The organism is Nocardioides currus, assembly GCF_003057875.1.
In the GTDB taxonomy this organism is placed as follows: Bacteria; Actinomycetota; Actinomycetes; order Propionibacteriales; family Nocardioidaceae; genus Nocardioides; species Nocardioides currus.
Map to the genome: position 1 here is coordinate 166,063 of NZ_PYXZ01000010.1, position 16,299 is coordinate 182,361.

Annotated in this window: 14 protein-coding genes and 1 pseudogene; 13 read left to right on the top strand and 2 right to left on the bottom strand. The window is 68.0% G+C overall.

Going from position 1 to position 16,299, the window contains the following annotated elements; all coding sequences use genetic code 11:
• Positions 1-243 precede the first annotated feature (243 nt).
• Genes C7S10_RS19385 through C7S10_RS19395 form a run of 3 tightly spaced genes read left to right on the top strand, consistent with a single transcriptional unit; the run spans position 244 to position 2,998 of the window.
• Positions 244-993 (top strand): (Fe-S)-binding protein, encoded by a 750-nt coding sequence (locus C7S10_RS19385; protein WP_108346098.1) that lies wholly within the window; start codon positions 244-246, stop codon positions 991-993.
• Positions 994-1,010: 17 nt separating this feature from the next.
• Positions 1,011-2,402 (top strand): lactate utilization protein B, encoded by a 1,392-nt coding sequence (locus C7S10_RS19390; protein WP_108346137.1) that lies wholly within the window; start codon positions 1,011-1,013, stop codon positions 2,400-2,402.
• Positions 2,399-2,998 (top strand): LutC/YkgG family protein, encoded by a 600-nt coding sequence (locus C7S10_RS19395; RefSeq protein WP_108346139.1) that lies wholly within the window; start codon positions 2,399-2,401, stop codon positions 2,996-2,998. The genes C7S10_RS19390 and C7S10_RS19395 overlap by 4 nt, the downstream gene beginning before the upstream one ends.
• 283 nt (positions 2,999-3,281) lie before the next feature.
• Here C7S10_RS19395 and C7S10_RS19400 read toward each other — a convergent pair whose 3' ends face one another.
• Positions 3,282-4,091 carry an IclR family transcriptional regulator gene (locus tag C7S10_RS19400; protein WP_133176566.1) on the bottom strand — a complete coding sequence of 270 codons (810 nt, stop codon included), beginning with the start codon at positions 4,089-4,091 and terminating at the stop codon, positions 3,282-3,284.
• 344 nt (positions 4,092-4,435) lie between these two features.
• Here C7S10_RS19400 and C7S10_RS19405 point away from each other — a divergent pair, with 344 nt between their 5' ends.
• The 10 genes and pseudogenes from C7S10_RS19405 to C7S10_RS19450 all read left to right on the top strand — a co-directional run bounded on the left by C7S10_RS19405 (position 4,436) and on the right by C7S10_RS19450 (position 15,113).
• Entirely contained in the window at positions 4,436-6,088 is a 1,653-nt protein-coding gene (locus C7S10_RS19405) for a carboxylesterase/lipase family protein (protein WP_207769480.1), read from the top strand.
• Positions 6,089-6,181: 93 nt separating this feature from the next.
• Positions 6,182-7,282 (top strand): cupin domain-containing protein, encoded by a 1,101-nt coding sequence (locus C7S10_RS19410; RefSeq protein WP_108346101.1) that lies wholly within the window; start codon positions 6,182-6,184, stop codon positions 7,280-7,282.
• Positions 7,283-7,365: 83 nt separating this feature from the next.
• The gene (locus C7S10_RS19415) at positions 7,366-8,532 is read left to right on the top strand and encodes an LLM class flavin-dependent oxidoreductase (protein WP_207769481.1); all 1,167 of its coding nucleotides are present in this window, start codon (positions 7,366-7,368) and stop codon (positions 8,530-8,532) included.
• Positions 8,526-9,476 carry an ornithine cyclodeaminase family protein gene (locus C7S10_RS19420; RefSeq protein ID WP_207769482.1) on the top strand — a complete coding sequence of 317 codons (951 nt, stop codon included), beginning with the start codon at positions 8,526-8,528 and terminating at the stop codon, positions 9,474-9,476. Before C7S10_RS19415 ends, C7S10_RS19420 begins: the two co-directional genes overlap by 7 nt.
• Positions 9,473-10,333 (top strand): fumarylacetoacetate hydrolase family protein, encoded by an 861-nt coding sequence (locus C7S10_RS19425; protein ID WP_108346103.1) that lies wholly within the window; start codon positions 9,473-9,475, stop codon positions 10,331-10,333. The genes C7S10_RS19420 and C7S10_RS19425 overlap by 4 nt, the downstream gene beginning before the upstream one ends.
• Positions 10,330-10,890 carry a carboxymuconolactone decarboxylase family protein gene (locus C7S10_RS19430; RefSeq protein ID WP_108346104.1) on the top strand — a complete coding sequence of 187 codons (561 nt, stop codon included), beginning with the start codon at positions 10,330-10,332 and terminating at the stop codon, positions 10,888-10,890. The genes C7S10_RS19425 and C7S10_RS19430 overlap by 4 nt, the downstream gene beginning before the upstream one ends.
• Positions 10,887-11,681, top strand: coding sequence for a fumarylacetoacetate hydrolase family protein (locus C7S10_RS19435; RefSeq protein WP_243395481.1), 795 nt, complete (start codon positions 10,887-10,889; stop codon positions 11,679-11,681). Before C7S10_RS19430 ends, C7S10_RS19435 begins: the two co-directional genes overlap by 4 nt.
• A complete protein-coding gene (locus C7S10_RS19440) occupies positions 11,666-12,466 on the top strand; it encodes an HpcH/HpaI aldolase family protein (RefSeq protein ID WP_108346105.1) in 801 nt (266 codons plus the stop codon). Before C7S10_RS19435 ends, C7S10_RS19440 begins: the two co-directional genes overlap by 16 nt.
• Positions 12,467-12,527: 61 nt before the next feature.
• A complete protein-coding gene (locus C7S10_RS19445; RefSeq protein WP_108346106.1) occupies positions 12,528-14,000 on the top strand; it encodes an NAD-dependent succinate-semialdehyde dehydrogenase in 1,473 nt (490 codons plus the stop codon).
• 157 nt (positions 14,001-14,157) lie between these two features.
• A pseudogene (locus C7S10_RS19450) lies at positions 14,158-15,113 on the top strand (IS481 family transposase).
• A gap of 13 nt (positions 15,114-15,126) precedes the next feature.
• Here C7S10_RS19450 and C7S10_RS19455 read toward each other — a convergent pair.
• Positions 15,127-16,167 (bottom strand): flavin reductase family protein, encoded by a 1,041-nt coding sequence (locus C7S10_RS19455; protein WP_165807239.1) that lies wholly within the window; start codon positions 16,165-16,167, stop codon positions 15,127-15,129.
• Between the last annotated feature and the right edge of the window lie 132 nt (positions 16,168-16,299).

Consider the following 16,299-nt stretch of genomic DNA (forward strand, 5'->3'; position numbering starts at 1 on the left):
AATGGATGCAGTGCTGACGTCGCCCCCACCCTCTTGACCCCGCAACCAACCAAGCATGGAGGGCGCGCGTCCTGGGCGGTGTTCGTGACCCACTGCCCCAAATGGGGACGCGCGGCGGGAGTCACTAAACCGGGCGACGACTCGAGGCGACGCCCGCACCGTACAGCCACACGTCGCGCGCGCTGAGGCGTGGGTGCCGGAGGCAACGTGGACGATTTCGACGTGAGAGGACTGGTTCAGCCAATGCGTGTAGCGCTGCAGGTTACCTGCATCAACGACGCGCTCTACCCCGATACCGGACGAAACGTCGTCCGTCTTCTGCGACGGCTCGGCGTCGATGTTGAGTTCCCGGCCGCGCAGACATGCTGCGGCCAGCCGATGGTCAACACGGGCTACATCAACGAGGCAGTGCCCGTGTTGCGGACATTCGTGGATGCCTTCGCCGGCTACGACGCCGTAGTAACACCGTCGGGCTCGTGCGCAGGCTCTGTGCGTCACCAGCACGCGATCGTAAGCGCCCGTGCTGGCGACCCGTTGCTCGCGGAAAGGTCTGCCGACCTCGCGCCGCGGGTCTTCGAGCTCTCGGAGTTCATCGTCGACGTCCTTGGCGTCATCGATGTTGGGGCGTGGTTTCCACACACGGTGGCATACCACCCGACCTGCCACTCCCTTCGGATGCTCGGGGTAGGAGACCGGCCGACGAAGCTGCTCGAGGCCGTCGAAGGGCTCACACTGCTCCCGCTCTCCGAGGCAGAGGAGTGCTGTGGTTTTGGTGGCACCTTCGCGGTCAAGAACGCCGGTACCTCCGTCGCGATCGGCGAGGACAAAGTACGCAACGTGCTCGCGACCGGCGCCGACGTGCTTGTCGCCGGCGACCGGTCGTGCCTGACCCACATCGGCGGACTGCTGGATCGACAGCGCTCGGGCGTCCGGGTCATGCACCTAGCCGACGTGTTGGCCCAGACCCGGCCGCCTGGAGGAGGACGAAGGTGACGGGCACCTTCGTCGGCATGCCCGCCTTTCCCGCGGCCGCCCGGGACGCGCTAGACAACGCCCAGTTGCGCGCCAATCTCGACCACGCAACCTCGACCATCCGCGCCAAGCGCGCCGCGGTCGTCGGCGAGCTCGAGCAGTGGGAGGCGCTCCGGATCGCGGGAGCAGCAATCAAGGACGACGTCCTACTGCGTCTGGACGACCATCTACTCACGCTCGAGTCCGCCCTCCAAGACGCCGGTGCGGTCGTGCATTGGGCCCGTGATGCCGCTGAGGCCTGCCGGATCGTTGCGGAGGTCGCGCGCGCCCACGAAGCTGACGAGGTGGTCAAGGTCAAGTCGATGGTCACCCAGGAGATTGGCCTCAACGAGGCGCTTGCGGCAGAAGGTATCGCTGCGTGGGAGACGGACCTCGCCGAGCTCATCGTGCAACTCGGGGACGACCTGCCCTCCCACATCCTGGTTCCCGCAATCCATCGCAACCGCAGCGAGGTGAGGGAGATCTTCTTGCGGGAGATGCCCGACGCGCCGCCCGGACTGACCGATGACCCGGCGAGGCTGGCCGAGGCAGCAAGAATGCACCTGCGTGAGAAGTTCCTGCGCGCCAAGGTGGCTGTCTCGGGAGCCAACTTCGCGGTGGCTGAGACGGGAACACTCGTCGTGGTGGAGTCCGAGGGCAACGGCCGGATGTGCTTGACCTTGCCCGACGTCCTGGTCTCAGTGGTCGGCATAGAGAAGGTCGTGCCAAGTTGGCGCGATCTCGAGGTCTTCCTACAACTCCTGCCCCGGTCTTCGACTGGCGAGCGAATGAACCCGTACACCTCGACCTGGTCAGGCGTCACAGCTGGTGACGGGCCGCAGGAGGTGCATGTTGTGCTCCTCGACAACGGCCGTACCCGGGCTTTGGCCGACGAAATCGGCCGTCAAGCGCTGCGATGCATCCGGTGCTCCGCGTGCCTCAACGCCTGCCCGGTCTACGAGCGTGTCGGCGGACATGCATACGGTTCGGTTTACCCGGGCCCGATCGGAGCCATCCTGAACCCTTTGCTGCGTGGGGTGGGGAGTAGTGACCAGGTGGACTCACTGCCGTACGCGTCCACCTTGTGCGGAGCCTGCTACGAGGTGTGCCCGGTGCTGATCGACATCCCCTCGGTCCTCGTCAACCTGCGCGCGCAAGTGGTTGACGCCCACCGATCCGGCCTGCCCAAGGCTGAGGCCGTAGCGATGAAGACTGCTCGCGCCACCCTGAGTTCTTCGTGGCGACTCGCGCTAGCCGAGCGGTTCACACGGATCGGGCTGGGCGCCGCGCGCCGCTTCGGCGCCTCGGCCTGGACCAGGTCACGAGACCTCCCCGAGGCTCCGCAGGAGAGCTTTCGCAAGTGGTGGCGCAGAACGGGAGGAAGGCCATGAGCGCCCGCGCCGACATCATCGGCGACGTGCGACGGGCTTTGGCAGGTGCACCGCCTGCTCCGGTGATCGAGCGCAACTACCTCGCTCCGTCGACAGCAAGCACCGGCGAGGTGATAGAACGCTTCATCGAACGCGTAGCTGACTATCAAGCCGTCGTCGAAAGGTGCGACGCGAATGAGGTCGCAAAGCGCATTGCGCGGGCCATCCCGCAGGAGGGGGCAGTGGTGGTTCCTGCCGGGCTTTCGTGGCAGGTACCCGGTGCTGTGGAGGACACGGGACTCTCAGCACGCGAGCTCGACGCCGTGCACGCGGTCGTCACTGCAGCGACGGCGGGCATTGCCGAGACCGGAACGATCCTCCTCCAGCACGGTGAGGCCGAGGGGCGGCGCGCCCTGTCGCTGGTTCCTGACCTCCATGTGTGCGTCATCCGCGAGGACCAGATCTTCGCGGGCGTCCCAGAGGTGATGTCCCAGCTGGATCCACGCCGACCGACGACCTGGATTAGCGGTCCCTCCGCAACCAGCGACATCGAACTTATCCGGGTCGAAGGCGTACATGGCCCCCGCACGCTGCACGTCATCGTCGTGGGCACGTGACAGGGCCGCGCTGAGGGCCAAGTGACCTGTCACTGAGGTCGAGCTCTGGGCGGCTTTGGTAGTAGGTGGGGGACTGCAGAACCACCATCGCGGCCCCGGAGCGCGCCGCATCGCAGCCACCGTGGGTGGTTCGGTCCGACGTTGCCGCTCCAGGTGACGAAGACTCGCCGGTGGAAGCGACAGTGGCCGCTGACGTGGTTGGTGATCTGAGCGTCGGATGCACTCGCCGCGTGTCGCAGGCCGGCTGGTAGCCGGCACTCTGGCGGTCTCTCTGCAAGCCCGCCTACTCCACGAGACCATTGTTACCGACGGCACCGACCAAGCTTTCGCTCAGCCGACGCTTGGCGGCAAACAGCAGGTCGATCTTGCCCACGTCACGGCGTAGCTGTTTGAGCCGACCATGGGGCAGGAGGACAACGATCGTGCACGCAGATCCGTCAGGTGTGCTGACGGGAACGGCGACACCGGCGACGCCCCGCTGAACCTCTTCGTCGCAGACTGCGAAGCCACGTCTACGCGTCTCGGCGATCTCGGTGGCCAGCTCATCCAGGTCGGCCTTGGTCAGTGCCGAGCCGTAGGCCTTCGCTGAGCGACCCACGAAGAGCCGTTCAAGCAATGCGTCGGGCTCCAACGCAAGCAGTGCCCGTCCGCTAGCGCTGGAGTGCGCGGGGTAAACCCGCCCCGTTCGATCGTCGTCCGCAGTCGGATCGAGGTCTCCAACGGTCAGCAGAACCCGTGAGTGCACGCCGACACGAACCGACAGATTGATGATCTCACCAACCTCGCGGGACAGGTCTTCCAGAATCGGTCGGGCGACCTCGATGAGTGTTGCAGTGCGCTGGGATGTCATCACGGGTGCCCACAGTGCAGGGCCAGCGAGATAGCGGCGGCTGTCGTCCTGCACCGCGAAACCCTGATAGACCAGCATGGCCATGATCCGGTGAGCGGTGGACGGCGCGATCCCCAACTTGAGCGCGACGTCGGAGACTCTGACCGCACCGGTATCGCGAAGCAGGTGGAGCGTGCGCAAAGCATGATCGATGGAATCGATGGCGTATCGAGGTCGCCGATGGTCTATCTGCACCTTGCGCATGATCACGCTCCTGCCTGACCGACGACTCACCTTCCCGCGGCGGTCAAGCGCGGGTTTCGGGACTGTAACACCGCCCCCAGTGGGACGACAGTGGCCGGCCCAGCGAGCGCCCTTCTCGCACCACCTAAGAGCGGCGCGGTCGCTAACTTCTGCTGACAAGAAACTGTTGGAACCCCGTTGTGCGTCGGCTCACAATGATTGTGCTCACACCGATCCCGTGCCTACTGCGGTCTTGACGTGAGAGAAACGCAAAGCCACGGGGCAGAGTGGCAGGCCCGACGGCGCAGCATGCCGCGTGGGCAAAACCCACCGGCCCCACCCCACCAAGACGTTCCCCGGCCGCCTTGCCGCAGCAGCAGGCGGCGCCGGGTGTTCGCCCTTGTAGCCCGCGTCGGACCGACGTGGGCGAGGAAGGAGCACGCATGTCCATGAAGTCGATCGTCGTCACAGAGTCGGGGCGTCTGGCCGGCGATGCCAGCCCCGGCAGCGGTGTCCGCAGGTATCTGGGCATCCCCTACGCCGCCGCGCCCGTCGGCAGCCTGCGCTGGCGACCGCCGCAGCCCGCCTCGGCATGGGACGGTGTGCGCGACGCCGACAGATTCGGACCTTCCGCAGTGCAGGGACCGCCGCCGAAGGAGTCGCTCTACAACGGTGGCGAGGAGGAGTTCAGCGAGGACTGCCTGAACCTCAATGTGTGGACCGGTCCCGAGTCGTCGACCGACCGACCGGTCCTGGTGTGGCTACACTTCGGCGCCTACCAGTTCGGCTCGGCGGCCAACCCGATCTATGACGGTGCGCGACTGGCCGAGGCCGGCGTCACCGTCGTGACGGTCAACAGCAGACTCGGACGCCTGGGCTACTTCGCCCACCCCGAACTGAGCGCCGAGTCTGAGCACGGAGTATCTGGCAACTACGGCCTGCTTGACCAGATCGCCGCGCTGCAGTGGGTGCAGCGCAACATCGCCGCCTTCGGTGGCTCGCCGGACAATGTAACCCTCGGTGGTGTCTCCGCCGGTGGCCACAGCGTGCACAACCTGCTCTCCTCGCCGCTGGCCGCGGGTCTCTTCCACCGCGCCATCGCGCAGAGCGGCCCTGGCGCCTCAAAGGCCGTCCAAGGTCACGGCCACGTCGCCCATCTGCAGGACCTCGCCTCCGCTGAGGCGACGGGCGTCGAGTTGAGCGAGCTTGTCGGCGCAACGTCGGTGGAGCAGCTGCGGGCCCTGCCGCTCGAGGAGCTGCTCACCCCGCAGCTGCCGAGGACCGAGGGAGTGTGGACGTTCGACCTGATCCCTGGCGCACAGGTCAGCCTCAAGGTCTTCGACGCCGCCTACCCGGTCGTTGACGGGCACGTGCTGCCCACTGCCGTCGTCTCGGCCTACGCGGACGGGAAGACCCACCCGGTGCCCATGCTGGTCGGCAACGTCGGCAACGAGGCCTCTGGCCTGCCCTACATCAGCAACCTCGCCGACTATGAGAGCTGGGCGACCGAGGCGTTCGGCGACGGCGCGACTGAGCTGCTGCGGCTCTACCCGGCGACGACCGACGCCGAGGCTCAGCAGGCGAGCTGGGAGCTGCTCGCAGACCACGTCTTCGTCTCCTCGGGCTGGACGGCTGCTCGGCTGCAGCGGCACGTCGCGCCCGTGTGGCACTACCGCTTCCTACGCAAGCCCCCGATCCCGCAAGACTCCGACATCATCGAGCGGGCCTACGCCGGGGCGTTCCACGGCGCCGACGTGTACTACGCCTTCGGGACCTACGGGGCCCGGGACTGGCCGTGGTCCGACGAGGACCGAAGCCTGTCGGACCGGATGATGTGCTCCTGGGTCTCGTTCGTCCGTGACGGCGACCCGACGGCGGGCGGCGCGATCTTGTGGCCGCTTTTCGACCCGTCCGCCCCCACCTCACGCATCTGGGACGCCGAGGACCGCATCGACGACATCTCGCGTCGTGACCGGATGGCGTTCTGGGATGCCTGGAACGGCATCGACGCGGGCTGATCCAGCCGGGTCATCCACCCTTCCTATCCCCGCGGCGCGTCGTACGGCGTGGACCGCAGCTCAACCACCGCAATCGAACCTGAGAGGTCATCCATGAGCATCGCTGAGGCACACATCTCCTACTCGCGCGACGAGGCGGCGCACGAGCGGGTTCTCTGGGAACCGCTGATGCTGCGCGCTGCCCAGATCGAGGAGGTCTTCGCGAACCTACAGGCCGGAGACGCCGACCGGAACGGCCGCCGTGAGGCGCGCATCGCCCACCCCCGCGCCAACAACGCCGGCCGCGGCCTCTCGCCGACCACCGCGGTCAGCTTGGGCACGCTGCTCCCCGGCGAGTCGACCACCCCCGGACGCAACAACACCTCGGGCGTCTACATGGTCATCGGCGGCCAGGCCGAGGTCACCGAGGGCCAGCGCGTCTTCACCGTCGGCCCGACCGACGTGTGGACCAAGCCGAGCATGGCGCTGGAGTCCATCGCAAACCATGGCGACGAACCGTTCCGCTACCTCCACTACTCCAACTCGGCGCTGCTCGAGACACTGAGCTACTACTACGAGGACGGCGGCCCGATCGGGACCTTCCACGGTGGTAAGGAGCCGCTGGAGGCGGGTAGCCGGAGCAAGGACCTCACGCCGCCGATCCCGCTCGACACCGACAGTGGCGAGATCCTGCTTCCCTACGAGCACCTGATCGACCCGGACTACGTCGAGGACCGCCCCCTCCACTTCTCGTGGTCGGACGTCAGTGCACACCTCGACCGGGTGCGGTCGCTCAAGTCGGGCTACACAGGCCGCCCGCTGTTCGTGCTCTACAACCCGGCCACCGGTCGGCTCAACGGCACCACCCAGTCGTTCTTCGCCACTATCGCGGCCTTCGGCGCGAACTTCTCCGGGCCGACTCACCGTCACATGAGCTCAGCGATCAACTACCACTTCGCGGGATCGGGCTCGAGCGTCGTCAACGGCGAGGAGGTCCACTGGGAGGCCGGAGACCTTATGCTCTCAGCGCCCGCCTGGTCCGAACACGCTCACACCTCGGGGCCGAACGGCGCGATGATCCTCACGATCCAGGACCACCCGTTCCACATCGGTAACGGCTCCCTGGTCTGGCAGGAAGACATCGAGAACGGCGAGGTGATTGCACTGGGGACCCAGGCCGGCTTCAGCACCAACATCGGGTCTCTCCAGGGCTGACGGGGGCCGGGCAACCGGCGTCCGCCACGCCTTGCGCCCCGGCCTCAAGCCGGGTACGCCAGCCAGAACCAACGCGCTCTGCGTTGGACCCCATCACTTCCAAGGAAGACCTCATGAAGCAACGATCCGGTCCGGACCACCTGAGCCTGGGATACTTCTTCCCAGCCGGGAAGACGAATCACCTCTACTCCGACGAGGCTGCTCGGCGAGTGCCGGAGATGACGAAGGCCAACTTGGTCGCGCTGGCCCAGGCGGCTGAGCGCACCGGTTTCGACTCGCTCTTCATCGCCGACAACTGGTCGGGGCACCAGCGCGCGGCCGAAGAGGCCGGGCACCAGTCGCCTGCGTACCACGCACCGCTGCTGGCCATGGCCCTGCTCACGGCGACGGACCGAATCGGCGTCATCTCGACGTTTCACACCACCCACCACAAGCCAGCGCACGTCGCCCGCATGGGTGCCACGCTCGACGCCTTCAGTGGCGGGCGCTGGGGATGGAACATCGTCACCGGATTCAGTGCTGCAGAGGCTGCGCTCTTCGGTGAGGCCTTCATCGACCACGACGTCCGTTACGACATGGCCGGGGAGTTCACCGAGATCGTCAAGATGCTCTGGTCCGAGGACGACGCGATCGACTTCGACGGCATGTACTACAAGGTGAAAGGCCGCATCAAGAAGCCCCGCACGATGCAGCAGCCACACCCATTCCTGGTGAGTGCGGGGTCCTCGGAGGCCGGCATGGCATTCGCCACGCAGTACTGCGACCAGCTCGTCGTGCTCGCGCCCGATGAGGCGACGGTCAACGGCATCGACGACAAGCTGAACCAGCAGAAGGCGAAGCGCAAGCCCGAGATCTCCCCCTTCGGCATGGCGATCGTGCGTGAGGGCGACGGCGAGGCCGAGGAGATCCTCGAGGGGCTGAAGAAGTCCATCAACGTAGAGGCCACCCGTGAGATCTCGGCCGATGTGCTGGGGTCGATCGAGTCGTCACGGGCCCTCTACGAGAAGATGGGTGAGGAAGAGGCGACTCTCGCCTTCGGGGGTGCGGGGCACCTGATGAACCTGGTCGGCACGCCCGAGCAGGTGGCTGAGCGGCTGATCTCGCTCAAGAAGAACACCAACACCGGGTCGGTTCTGATCAACTTCCCGCTCTGGAGTCCGGCCGAGCTCGAAGGCTTCGCCGCCGTACTGCCGTACCTGCGTGAGGCCGGCGTGTGGTCTCCGCCTGAGGAGAGGGGCTACTCGTGGTGACCGCTTCCGCCGACCACGTGACGCCGGCACCTTGGCTGAGCGACCAGGACGTCGTGGACCGGGTCCCGCTGGCCCGCGCAATCGAGGCCGTCGCGGCGATCGTCGCGAAGGAGGCCCGAGGCACGGCCCGGGCCATTCCGAAGACAATGGTGACCTGGGACCCGCGGAGCGCGGCTCACGCACTCGGCGGGTACGACGCCGAGACCGGTCGTGTGGCCTTCAAGACTTGGGTCAACACGCCACGGGGCGCTGCCGCGCTGCTCAGCCTCTTCGACTCCGCCGAGGGCGGGCTGCTGGCGACCATGGAGGCCGTCGCAGTCGGGCAGATCCGGACCGCGAGCATCTCCGGCATCGCGACCCGGGAGATGAGCAGCCCGGACGCCAATGAGCTCACCATCGTGGGCACGGGCCGACAGGCGCTCCTCCAGGTGGCTGCCGTCGCGGCCGTCCGGCCGATAGAGCGGGTCCGTGTCTGGAGCCCCCGCGCCGAGAGCCGCGAGGCCTTCGCCGAGACCGTCGAGCGGGAGCTCGGGAAGCCCGCAGTGGCCCACGCCGCCCTCGAGGAGGCGGTCGAGGGAGCGCCCATCGTGACGGTGGTAACGCGGGCCCAGGACCCGTTCTTCCCGGTCGGGATCCTTGCCCCCGGTGCCCACCTCAACGCAGTCGGAGCCATTCTCCCCGCCAACGCCGAGTTCGAGGCCGACCTCCTCGCGGGCTCCGACCTCACGGTCGTCGACACCCTCGAGAACGCCCGCAAGGTGTCGCGTGAGCTCATCGAGTTCTACGGCGACGACTGGAGCTCGGTCCGCACGCTCGGGCAGATGCTGCTCGGCGAGGTGACCCGCCCGGCATCCCCGAACCTCACGGTCTTCAAGGGGGTCGGCCTCGGGTTGGGCGACCTCGCGGTGGCCGCCCTGGCCTTTGAGGCAGGGGAGTACGCGTGAGGCTCGCGACGCTGCGCACCGAGGACGGTCACCGGGCGGTCCGGATCGAGAACGACGGGATGGTCCTGCTGCCCTGGCGGGATCTCGGCGAGCTGCTCGAGAGGCCGACTTGGCGGGAGGACGCCCAGGCCGACGGGGAGACGCGGGTGCTCGACATCGCGCAGCTCGCGCCCGTCGTACCCCGTCCGCAGAAGGTCTTCGTCGTGGGCTTCAACTTCCCCGACCCGGACCTGCTGCCGACCCCTCCAGAGTTCCCCTCGATCTTCGCCAAGTTCGCCCGCAGCCTCTGCGGACCCCGCGACGCTCTGCACCTGCCCGATCCGTCGATCTCCACGCAGGGAGATTTCGAGGTCGAGCCGGTCGCGGTCATCGGCAAGGCCGGCCGGCACATCCCGCTCGACAAGGCCGCCGGCCACATCGCCGGCTACTGCGTGGGCAACGACGCCTCGGTCCGCGACTGGCAGTTCCGCAACCGCCCCCCGCTCATCGGCAAGGCCTGGGAGGGGATGACGCCGGTGGGCCCGTGGATGACCACGGCTGACGCGGTCGACCTCGCCAGCCTGCGGATGACCTGCGAGGTCGATGGCGTCACCATGCAGAACGGCGCCGTCAGCGAGATGATCTTCAGCCCGGAGCACATCGTGTCGTACATCAGCACGCTCGTCACCCTCGACCCGGGCGACCTGATCTTCCTCGGCACCCCTCCCGGGCACGCGTTTGGTCGTGAGTCGAAGCCGTGGCTGACGGAGGGACAGACCGTCCGCGCGGCGATCACCGGTTTGGGCGACCTCGTGAACACCTGCGTCGCCGACCCCGTCCTCTACCAGTCGACGCCCCATGAAGGGAGCCCGGCATGACCGACACCTCACCTCTGCGGCGCCTCACCTTCGAAGAGCTGCCCGCCGCCGCTCGCGAGGCCGTGCGGCCGCGTTACGAGCGGCTGGGTTACCTCGGCGAGGTTTTCTCGCTCGTGGGCAACAGCGAGTCCAGCCTGCTCGCGCTGCTCGCCTTCGCTGATGGAGCGGGCCAGCCGGCCACTCCGGTACAGCGGGAGGTTGTGGCGCTCGCGGTCTCCCAGGTGAACCGGGCGCTGTCCGAGCTCTACCAGCACGAGCAGCGGGCGCTGAAGGTCGGCATGTCGATCGAGGACGTCGCCGCGGTCGAGTCCCTCGACCCGGCGCACCCCGACCTGGACGCCGACGCCGCCGTGGTCTTGCGTCTCGCCGTCGCGACGGCCCGTGGGGACTGGACCGCGGCGCGGGACGCGCTCGCCGCGGCGGGTGAGCGTTTCGGTGACGAGGTCGCCGCCGCGCTGCTGATGCAGACCGGCTACTACGTCATGGCGAACGCCGTCGGACACGTGCTCGACCTGACGCCACCCGTGCCGTCGATCTTCGACCGGGACGCGACGTGACCCGAACCCTGGACACAGAGACGATCACCGCGATCGCCGACGAGCTCGCTGCCGCCGAACGTGACCGCACGACGATTCCGCTGATCACGCGGCGAAACCCGGGCATGACCGTCGACGACTCCTATGCCGTCCAGGGCTTGTGGCGCGAGCGCGCCATTGGCGCCGGGCGCCGTGCGGTCGGTCGCAAGATCGGCCTGACGAGCAAGGTGATGCAGGTCGCGACGGGCATCACGGAACCCGACTACGGGGCGATCTTCGCCGATCAGGTCTACGAGAACGGCGCGCTCATCGAGCACGACCGCTTCTCCAACGTCCGGATCGAGGTCGAGCTCGCCTTCGTGCTGGGGAATGCACTCGAGGGGCCCGACGTGACCCTCTTCGACGTCCTCAGCGCGACGAAGTACGTCGTGCCCGCCCTCGAGATCCTCTCCTCCCGGATCGAGCTCGAGGGCCGCACCATCGTAGACACGATCTGCGACAACGCCGCCCTGGGCGGCGTGGTCTACGGAGGACGGCCCGTCGCCGTCGACCAGGTCGACCTGCGCTGGGTCTCGGCACTGCTGTACCGCAACGAGACGATCGAGGAGTCCGGAGTCGCGGCGGCCGTGCTGAACCACCCGGCGACCGGCGTCGCGTGGCTGGCGAACAAGCTCGCCGGCCACGGTGCACGGCTGGAGGCCGGCGAGATCGTCCTGGCCGGATCCTTCACCCGCCCGATGTGGGTGGACAAGGGCGACACCGTCCTCGCCGACTACGGATCACTGGGGACGATCGCATGCCGCTTCAACTAGCCCCGACCTTCAGGGCGATGCTCTCGGACGCGACCCGGCCCTTGGCGGGCATGTGGGTGTGCTCGGGGTCGCCCCTGGTCGCCGAGATCTGCGCGGGCAGCGGGATGGACTGGCTGCTGGTCGACATGGAGCACTCTCCCAACGGCCTTGCCTCGACTCTCGCACAGCTGCAGGCCATTGCTGCGTACTCGGCGACGCCAGTCGTGCGGGTGCCGACTGGCTCGGAGGTGCTCATCAAGCAGGTGCTCGACCTCGGCGCGCAGAACATCCTGGTCCCGATGGTCTCGTCGGCAGACGAGGCGCGTCGACTCGTCGAGGCGGTTCGCTACCCACCCCGCGGTCGGCGCGGTGTCGGTTCAGCTCTGGCCAGGTCCGCACGCTGGAACCGCGTCGACGGCTACCTCGCCAACGCCGACGAGCACGTCTCCCTCTTCGTCCAGGTCGAGACGGTCGAGGGTCTCGCGGCCGCGGAGCAGATCGCCGCAGTCGACGGCGTCGACGGCGTCTTTGTGGGCCCCTCCGACCTGGCCGCCTCTATGGGCCTGCTGGGGCAGCAGACGCATCCGGATGTCGAGGCAGCCGTGCTGGGCGCCTTCGAGGCGGTGCTCAGGTCGGGCAAGCCGGTGGGTGTGAACGCCTTCGATGCCGCGATCGCCGACCGCTACATCGCCGCGGGAGCGTCATTCATCCTGGTCGGCGCCGACGTCGCGCTGCTCGCTCGGGGCTCGGAGTCCCTGGCTGCCCAGCACCGGCCAGGGAGCAGCTCCCGCCGCGATTCCTACTGAGGCCGGACCCGACCCGGCGTTGCTTCAACCACGAACGCTTTCGCGAGAACCGAGGAAGTCGATGACCACCGAAGCCGAGACCACCCTGCTCCAGGCTTTACCGGGCGGCCTGTTCATCGACGGCAGGTGGCGTGCCGCGGGCGATGGCCGGCAGCTCGCAGTGCACGACCCGGCGACCGGTCGCGTCGTGAAGCTGGTCGCCGACGCGGGTCCTGCAGACGCGCGTGCGGCGGTGGACGCAGCCGCCGCGGCCTTTCCGGGCTGGGCGGCCACGCCGGCGCGCGAGCGCGGCGAGGTGCTGCGTCGCGCGTTCGACCTCCTGCGCGAGCGGAGGGAGGAGGTCGCGCTCCTCATGACAATCGAGATGGGCAAGCCGCTGGCCGAGGCACGCGGGGAGGTCGACTACGGAGGCGAGTTCCTCCGTTGGTTCGGCGAAGAGGCGGTGCGCGTGCAGGGCCGCTACGGAGCGAACCCCGAGGGCAGCGGTCGCATGATCGTGACCCAGCACCCGGTCGGCCCCTGCTACCTCGTCACGCCGTGGAACTTTCCGCTCGCGATGACGACCCGCAAGGTCGCACCGGCCCTGGCAGCAGGGTGCACCGTGGTCCTCAAGCCCGCTGAGCTCGCACCCCTCACCACGATCTACGTCGCCAGATTGCTCGAGGAGGCCGGGCTGCCGCCCGGGGTCGTCAACGTCGTCACCACCTCGACCCCCGGGCCAGTCTCAGAGCCCATCATCCGTGATGCCCGCGTCCGGAAACTGTCGTTCACCGGGTCGACCGGCGTGGGAAGGACGCTGCTCGCGCAGGCGTCGGAGCGGGTCCTCCGGACCTCGATGGAGCTCGGCGGCAATGCGCCGTTCGTGGTCTTCGATGACGCCGACCTCGACACGGCGGTGGACGCCGCGATGGTCGCAAAGTTCCGGAACATCGGCCAGGCGTGCACGGCAGCGAACCGCTTCATCGTGGACCGCAAGGTCGTGGATGATTTCGTGAGCCGCATCGCTGAGCGCGTAAGAGGCCTCTCTATGGGGCGAGGAACCGAGGACGGCGTGAGCATCGGTCCCCTGATCGACGACCGTGCTGTGGCGAAGGCCGACCATCTGGTGTCGGACGCCGTGGCCCGCGGTGCGCGGCTCGTGACTGGCGGCCAGCGGTACGACGGCGAGGGCACCTTCTACCCGGCGACCGTCCTTGCCGACGTCCCGGTCGATAGCGAGATCCTCTCGTCCGAGATCTTCGGGCCGGTCCTCGCCATCGTGCCGTTCGACTCAGAGGACGAGGCGGTGAAGATCGCGAATGACACCGACTACGGCCTCGTGTCCTACGTGTTCACCGAGTCGCTGTCGCGTGGTCATCGGATGATCGACCGGCTCGAGACCGGGATGATGGGCCTGAATGTGGGGGCGGTGTCGAATGCGGCCGCGCCCTTCGGCGGCTGGAAGATGTCGGGCCTCGGGCGAGAGGGTGGCCCCGAGGGCATCCACGAATACCTCCAGACGAAGTACACGCTGACTCCCGACCCCGGCGCCTGAGCGGCAGTACGACCTTGGCCGGGCAGCGGCTCGTTGCCCGGCCGCGCTCCTGGACGTACCCGGCCAGGACGTTGGTAGCGGCGAGCCTGGCTGAACGAACGAGAACCTCCGGATGGGATGTGGCTTGTCTAAGGCCCACTCCAACCCGGAGGTTCTCGTGTCCCACGGTAGTGCTCGGCTGACCGTCCACGGTCGCCGACTGATCGTTCAACGCCACCAAGCAGGCTGGCGCAAGGCCCACATCGCCGCCGCGATGGTCGTGTCCGCAAGTGCGTACAGACCTGGATCGGCCGCTACGCAGTCGAAGGCGAAGCCGGCCTGGAAACCCGGTCGTCGCGCCCCCGCTCCACGCCCACCAAGACGCCCCCGAGGTCGAGCAGAAGGTCCTCGCCGCACGGGCGGAGTACCGCTACGGACCGGAAGTCCTCGGACCTAAGGCCGGGGTGCCGCCCAGGACAGCGTCACGGATCCTGCGCCGCCACCGGGGCCCTTACCTGCGCGAGTGCGACCCGATGACCGGCGAGGTGATCCGCTCGTCGAAACAGACCGCGACCCGGTACGAACGCGACCGGCCGGGCGAGCTGGTCCACATGGACGTGAGGAAGATCGGCCGGGTCCCCGACGGCGGCGGCTGGCGCGTCCACGGCCGGGCGATCCCCCGCGACCGCGTCAACGGGCCCGGCTAGGACTACGTCCACTCGCTCGTCGACGACCACTCCCGGCTGGCCTACTCAGAGGCTCTGCGCGACGAGAAGGGCGCCACCTGTGCGGCGTTCCTCGAGCCTGCGATCGCCAACTTCGCCGATCACGGGATCAGTCGGATCGAGCGGTTGATGACCGACAACGCCTGGGCCTACCGCTACTCGCTGCGCACGGTGTGTGCCGAGCACGGCATCGTCCAGAAGTTCATCCGCCCTCATTGTCCGCGGCAGAACGGGAAGGTCGAGAGGCTGAACCGCACCCCTGGCCACCGAATGGGCCTACCGCCAGGTCTTCACCAGCAACGACCAGCGGGCAGCCGCCCTTGCTCCATGGGTCGAGTACTACAACATTGAACGCCGTCACAGCGCACTCGGAGGCCGACCGCCCATCAGCCGGCTGCTACCAACCTGATGGCCGGGTACAACTAGAGCTTGGCCGTAACCTCGGCGGCTGCGGTGACCAGACGGTCCTTGGCCGCGAGGATCGAGGCGCGGGTGGAGTCGGACGGGAAGCCGTACAGCGTCAGCTGCAGCACGGCTCGGCCCGACTTGTCGAACACCGGCACCGACACCATCTGGACCTCGCGCGCGTTGGTGTCGTCGAGGTCCCGGGGGCCCATTAGCCGGCCGACGCGCGACCCGAGCTCGTGCAGCGACTTCTCCAGTCGAGGCGTTCGCCCCCAACGGGAGATCTGCATGGCGAGTACGTCGCCCTCCCGGGTCTTCTCGTCGGCAGCGAGGTACCACCCGTCCTCACGAAGCCGCGCCAGGTCGGCCTCGATGTCCGCGCGGATGTCGTCCGCGGAATCCGGGTACTCGCTGAGCCACGCGTCGACGGCGTCGTCGCCGGCCCACGCGACCAGGCTGCTGCCGAACGGCGGGGAGAAGGGGATCACGCCGCCGACCGGGTCAGCACCCGAGGCCGCACCAGCGGTCGCCACGACCAACAGGCGGTCGCCGTCCGGTGCCAGGGCCCGGCACTCCATGCCGACGCTGCGGGTGAGCCGCTCCATGGGCTCTCGTGCGAGCTCGGCGAGACGGACGTGCTCGGTGTTCCCCTCACGGGACGCAAGCACCAGCGACGGCAGCGCGAACATGCCGTAGCCGCCCTGGAAGAAGAGCAGCGGCGAGGTGGGGTTGTCGACGGACAGGTCGTGCACCCGTCCGACGACGATGTAGTGGTCTCCGGCCTCGTGCACGACCTCAATCTCGCAGTCCACCCACGCCACCGAGCCACTGAGGCGGGGAGCGCCCGAGAACGGTGCGGGCTCCCAGTCGACGCTGTCGAAGCGGTCCTGCCCCCGGGTGGCGAAGGTACGGCAGAGCTGGTCCTGCGTGCTCGACAGCACGTTGACGCAGAAGCGTCCCGCGTCGCGAATGAGCGGGAAGGTGGATGACGTACGGTCCGGCAGAAACGTGACGAGGGGCGGGTCGAGCGACACCGACGCGAAGGAGCCGACCGCCATCCCCCGGCTCAGGAGAGTCCCAGGGAGTGGTGGGGTTTGAGGGCCAGCGGCGAGGCGTGAAGACGTAGACGGCCATCGGCGGGATCTTCGGTGTGTACGGCCAAGCACTCATCGAAGAAAGAGGTCCACCGA

Coding starts and splice junctions, on each gene's coding strand:
- C7S10_RS19385 (WP_108346098.1), top strand. CDS start 244: ATGCGTGTAGCGCTGCAGGTTACCTGCATCAACGACGCGCTCTACCCC.
- C7S10_RS19410 (WP_108346101.1), top strand. CDS start 6,182: ATGAGCATCGCTGAGGCACACATCTCCTACTCGCGCGACGAGGCGGCG.
- C7S10_RS19430 (WP_108346104.1), top strand. CDS start 10,330: ATGACCGACACCTCACCTCTGCGGCGCCTCACCTTCGAAGAGCTGCCC.
- C7S10_RS19445 (WP_108346106.1), top strand. CDS start 12,528: ATGACCACCGAAGCCGAGACCACCCTGCTCCAGGCTTTACCGGGCGGC.
- C7S10_RS19440 (WP_108346105.1), top strand. CDS start 11,666: ATGCCGCTTCAACTAGCCCCGACCTTCAGGGCGATGCTCTCGGACGCG.
- C7S10_RS19390 (WP_108346137.1), top strand. CDS start 1,011: ATGCCCGCCTTTCCCGCGGCCGCCCGGGACGCGCTAGACAACGCCCAG.
- C7S10_RS19400 (WP_133176566.1), bottom strand. CDS start 4,091: ATGCGCAAGGTGCAGATAGACCATCGGCGACCTCGATACGCCATCGAT.
- C7S10_RS19455 (WP_165807239.1), bottom strand. CDS start 16,167: ATGGCGGTCGGCTCCTTCGCGTCGGTGTCGCTCGACCCGCCCCTCGTC.
- C7S10_RS19395 (WP_108346139.1), top strand. CDS start 2,399: ATGAGCGCCCGCGCCGACATCATCGGCGACGTGCGACGGGCTTTGGCA.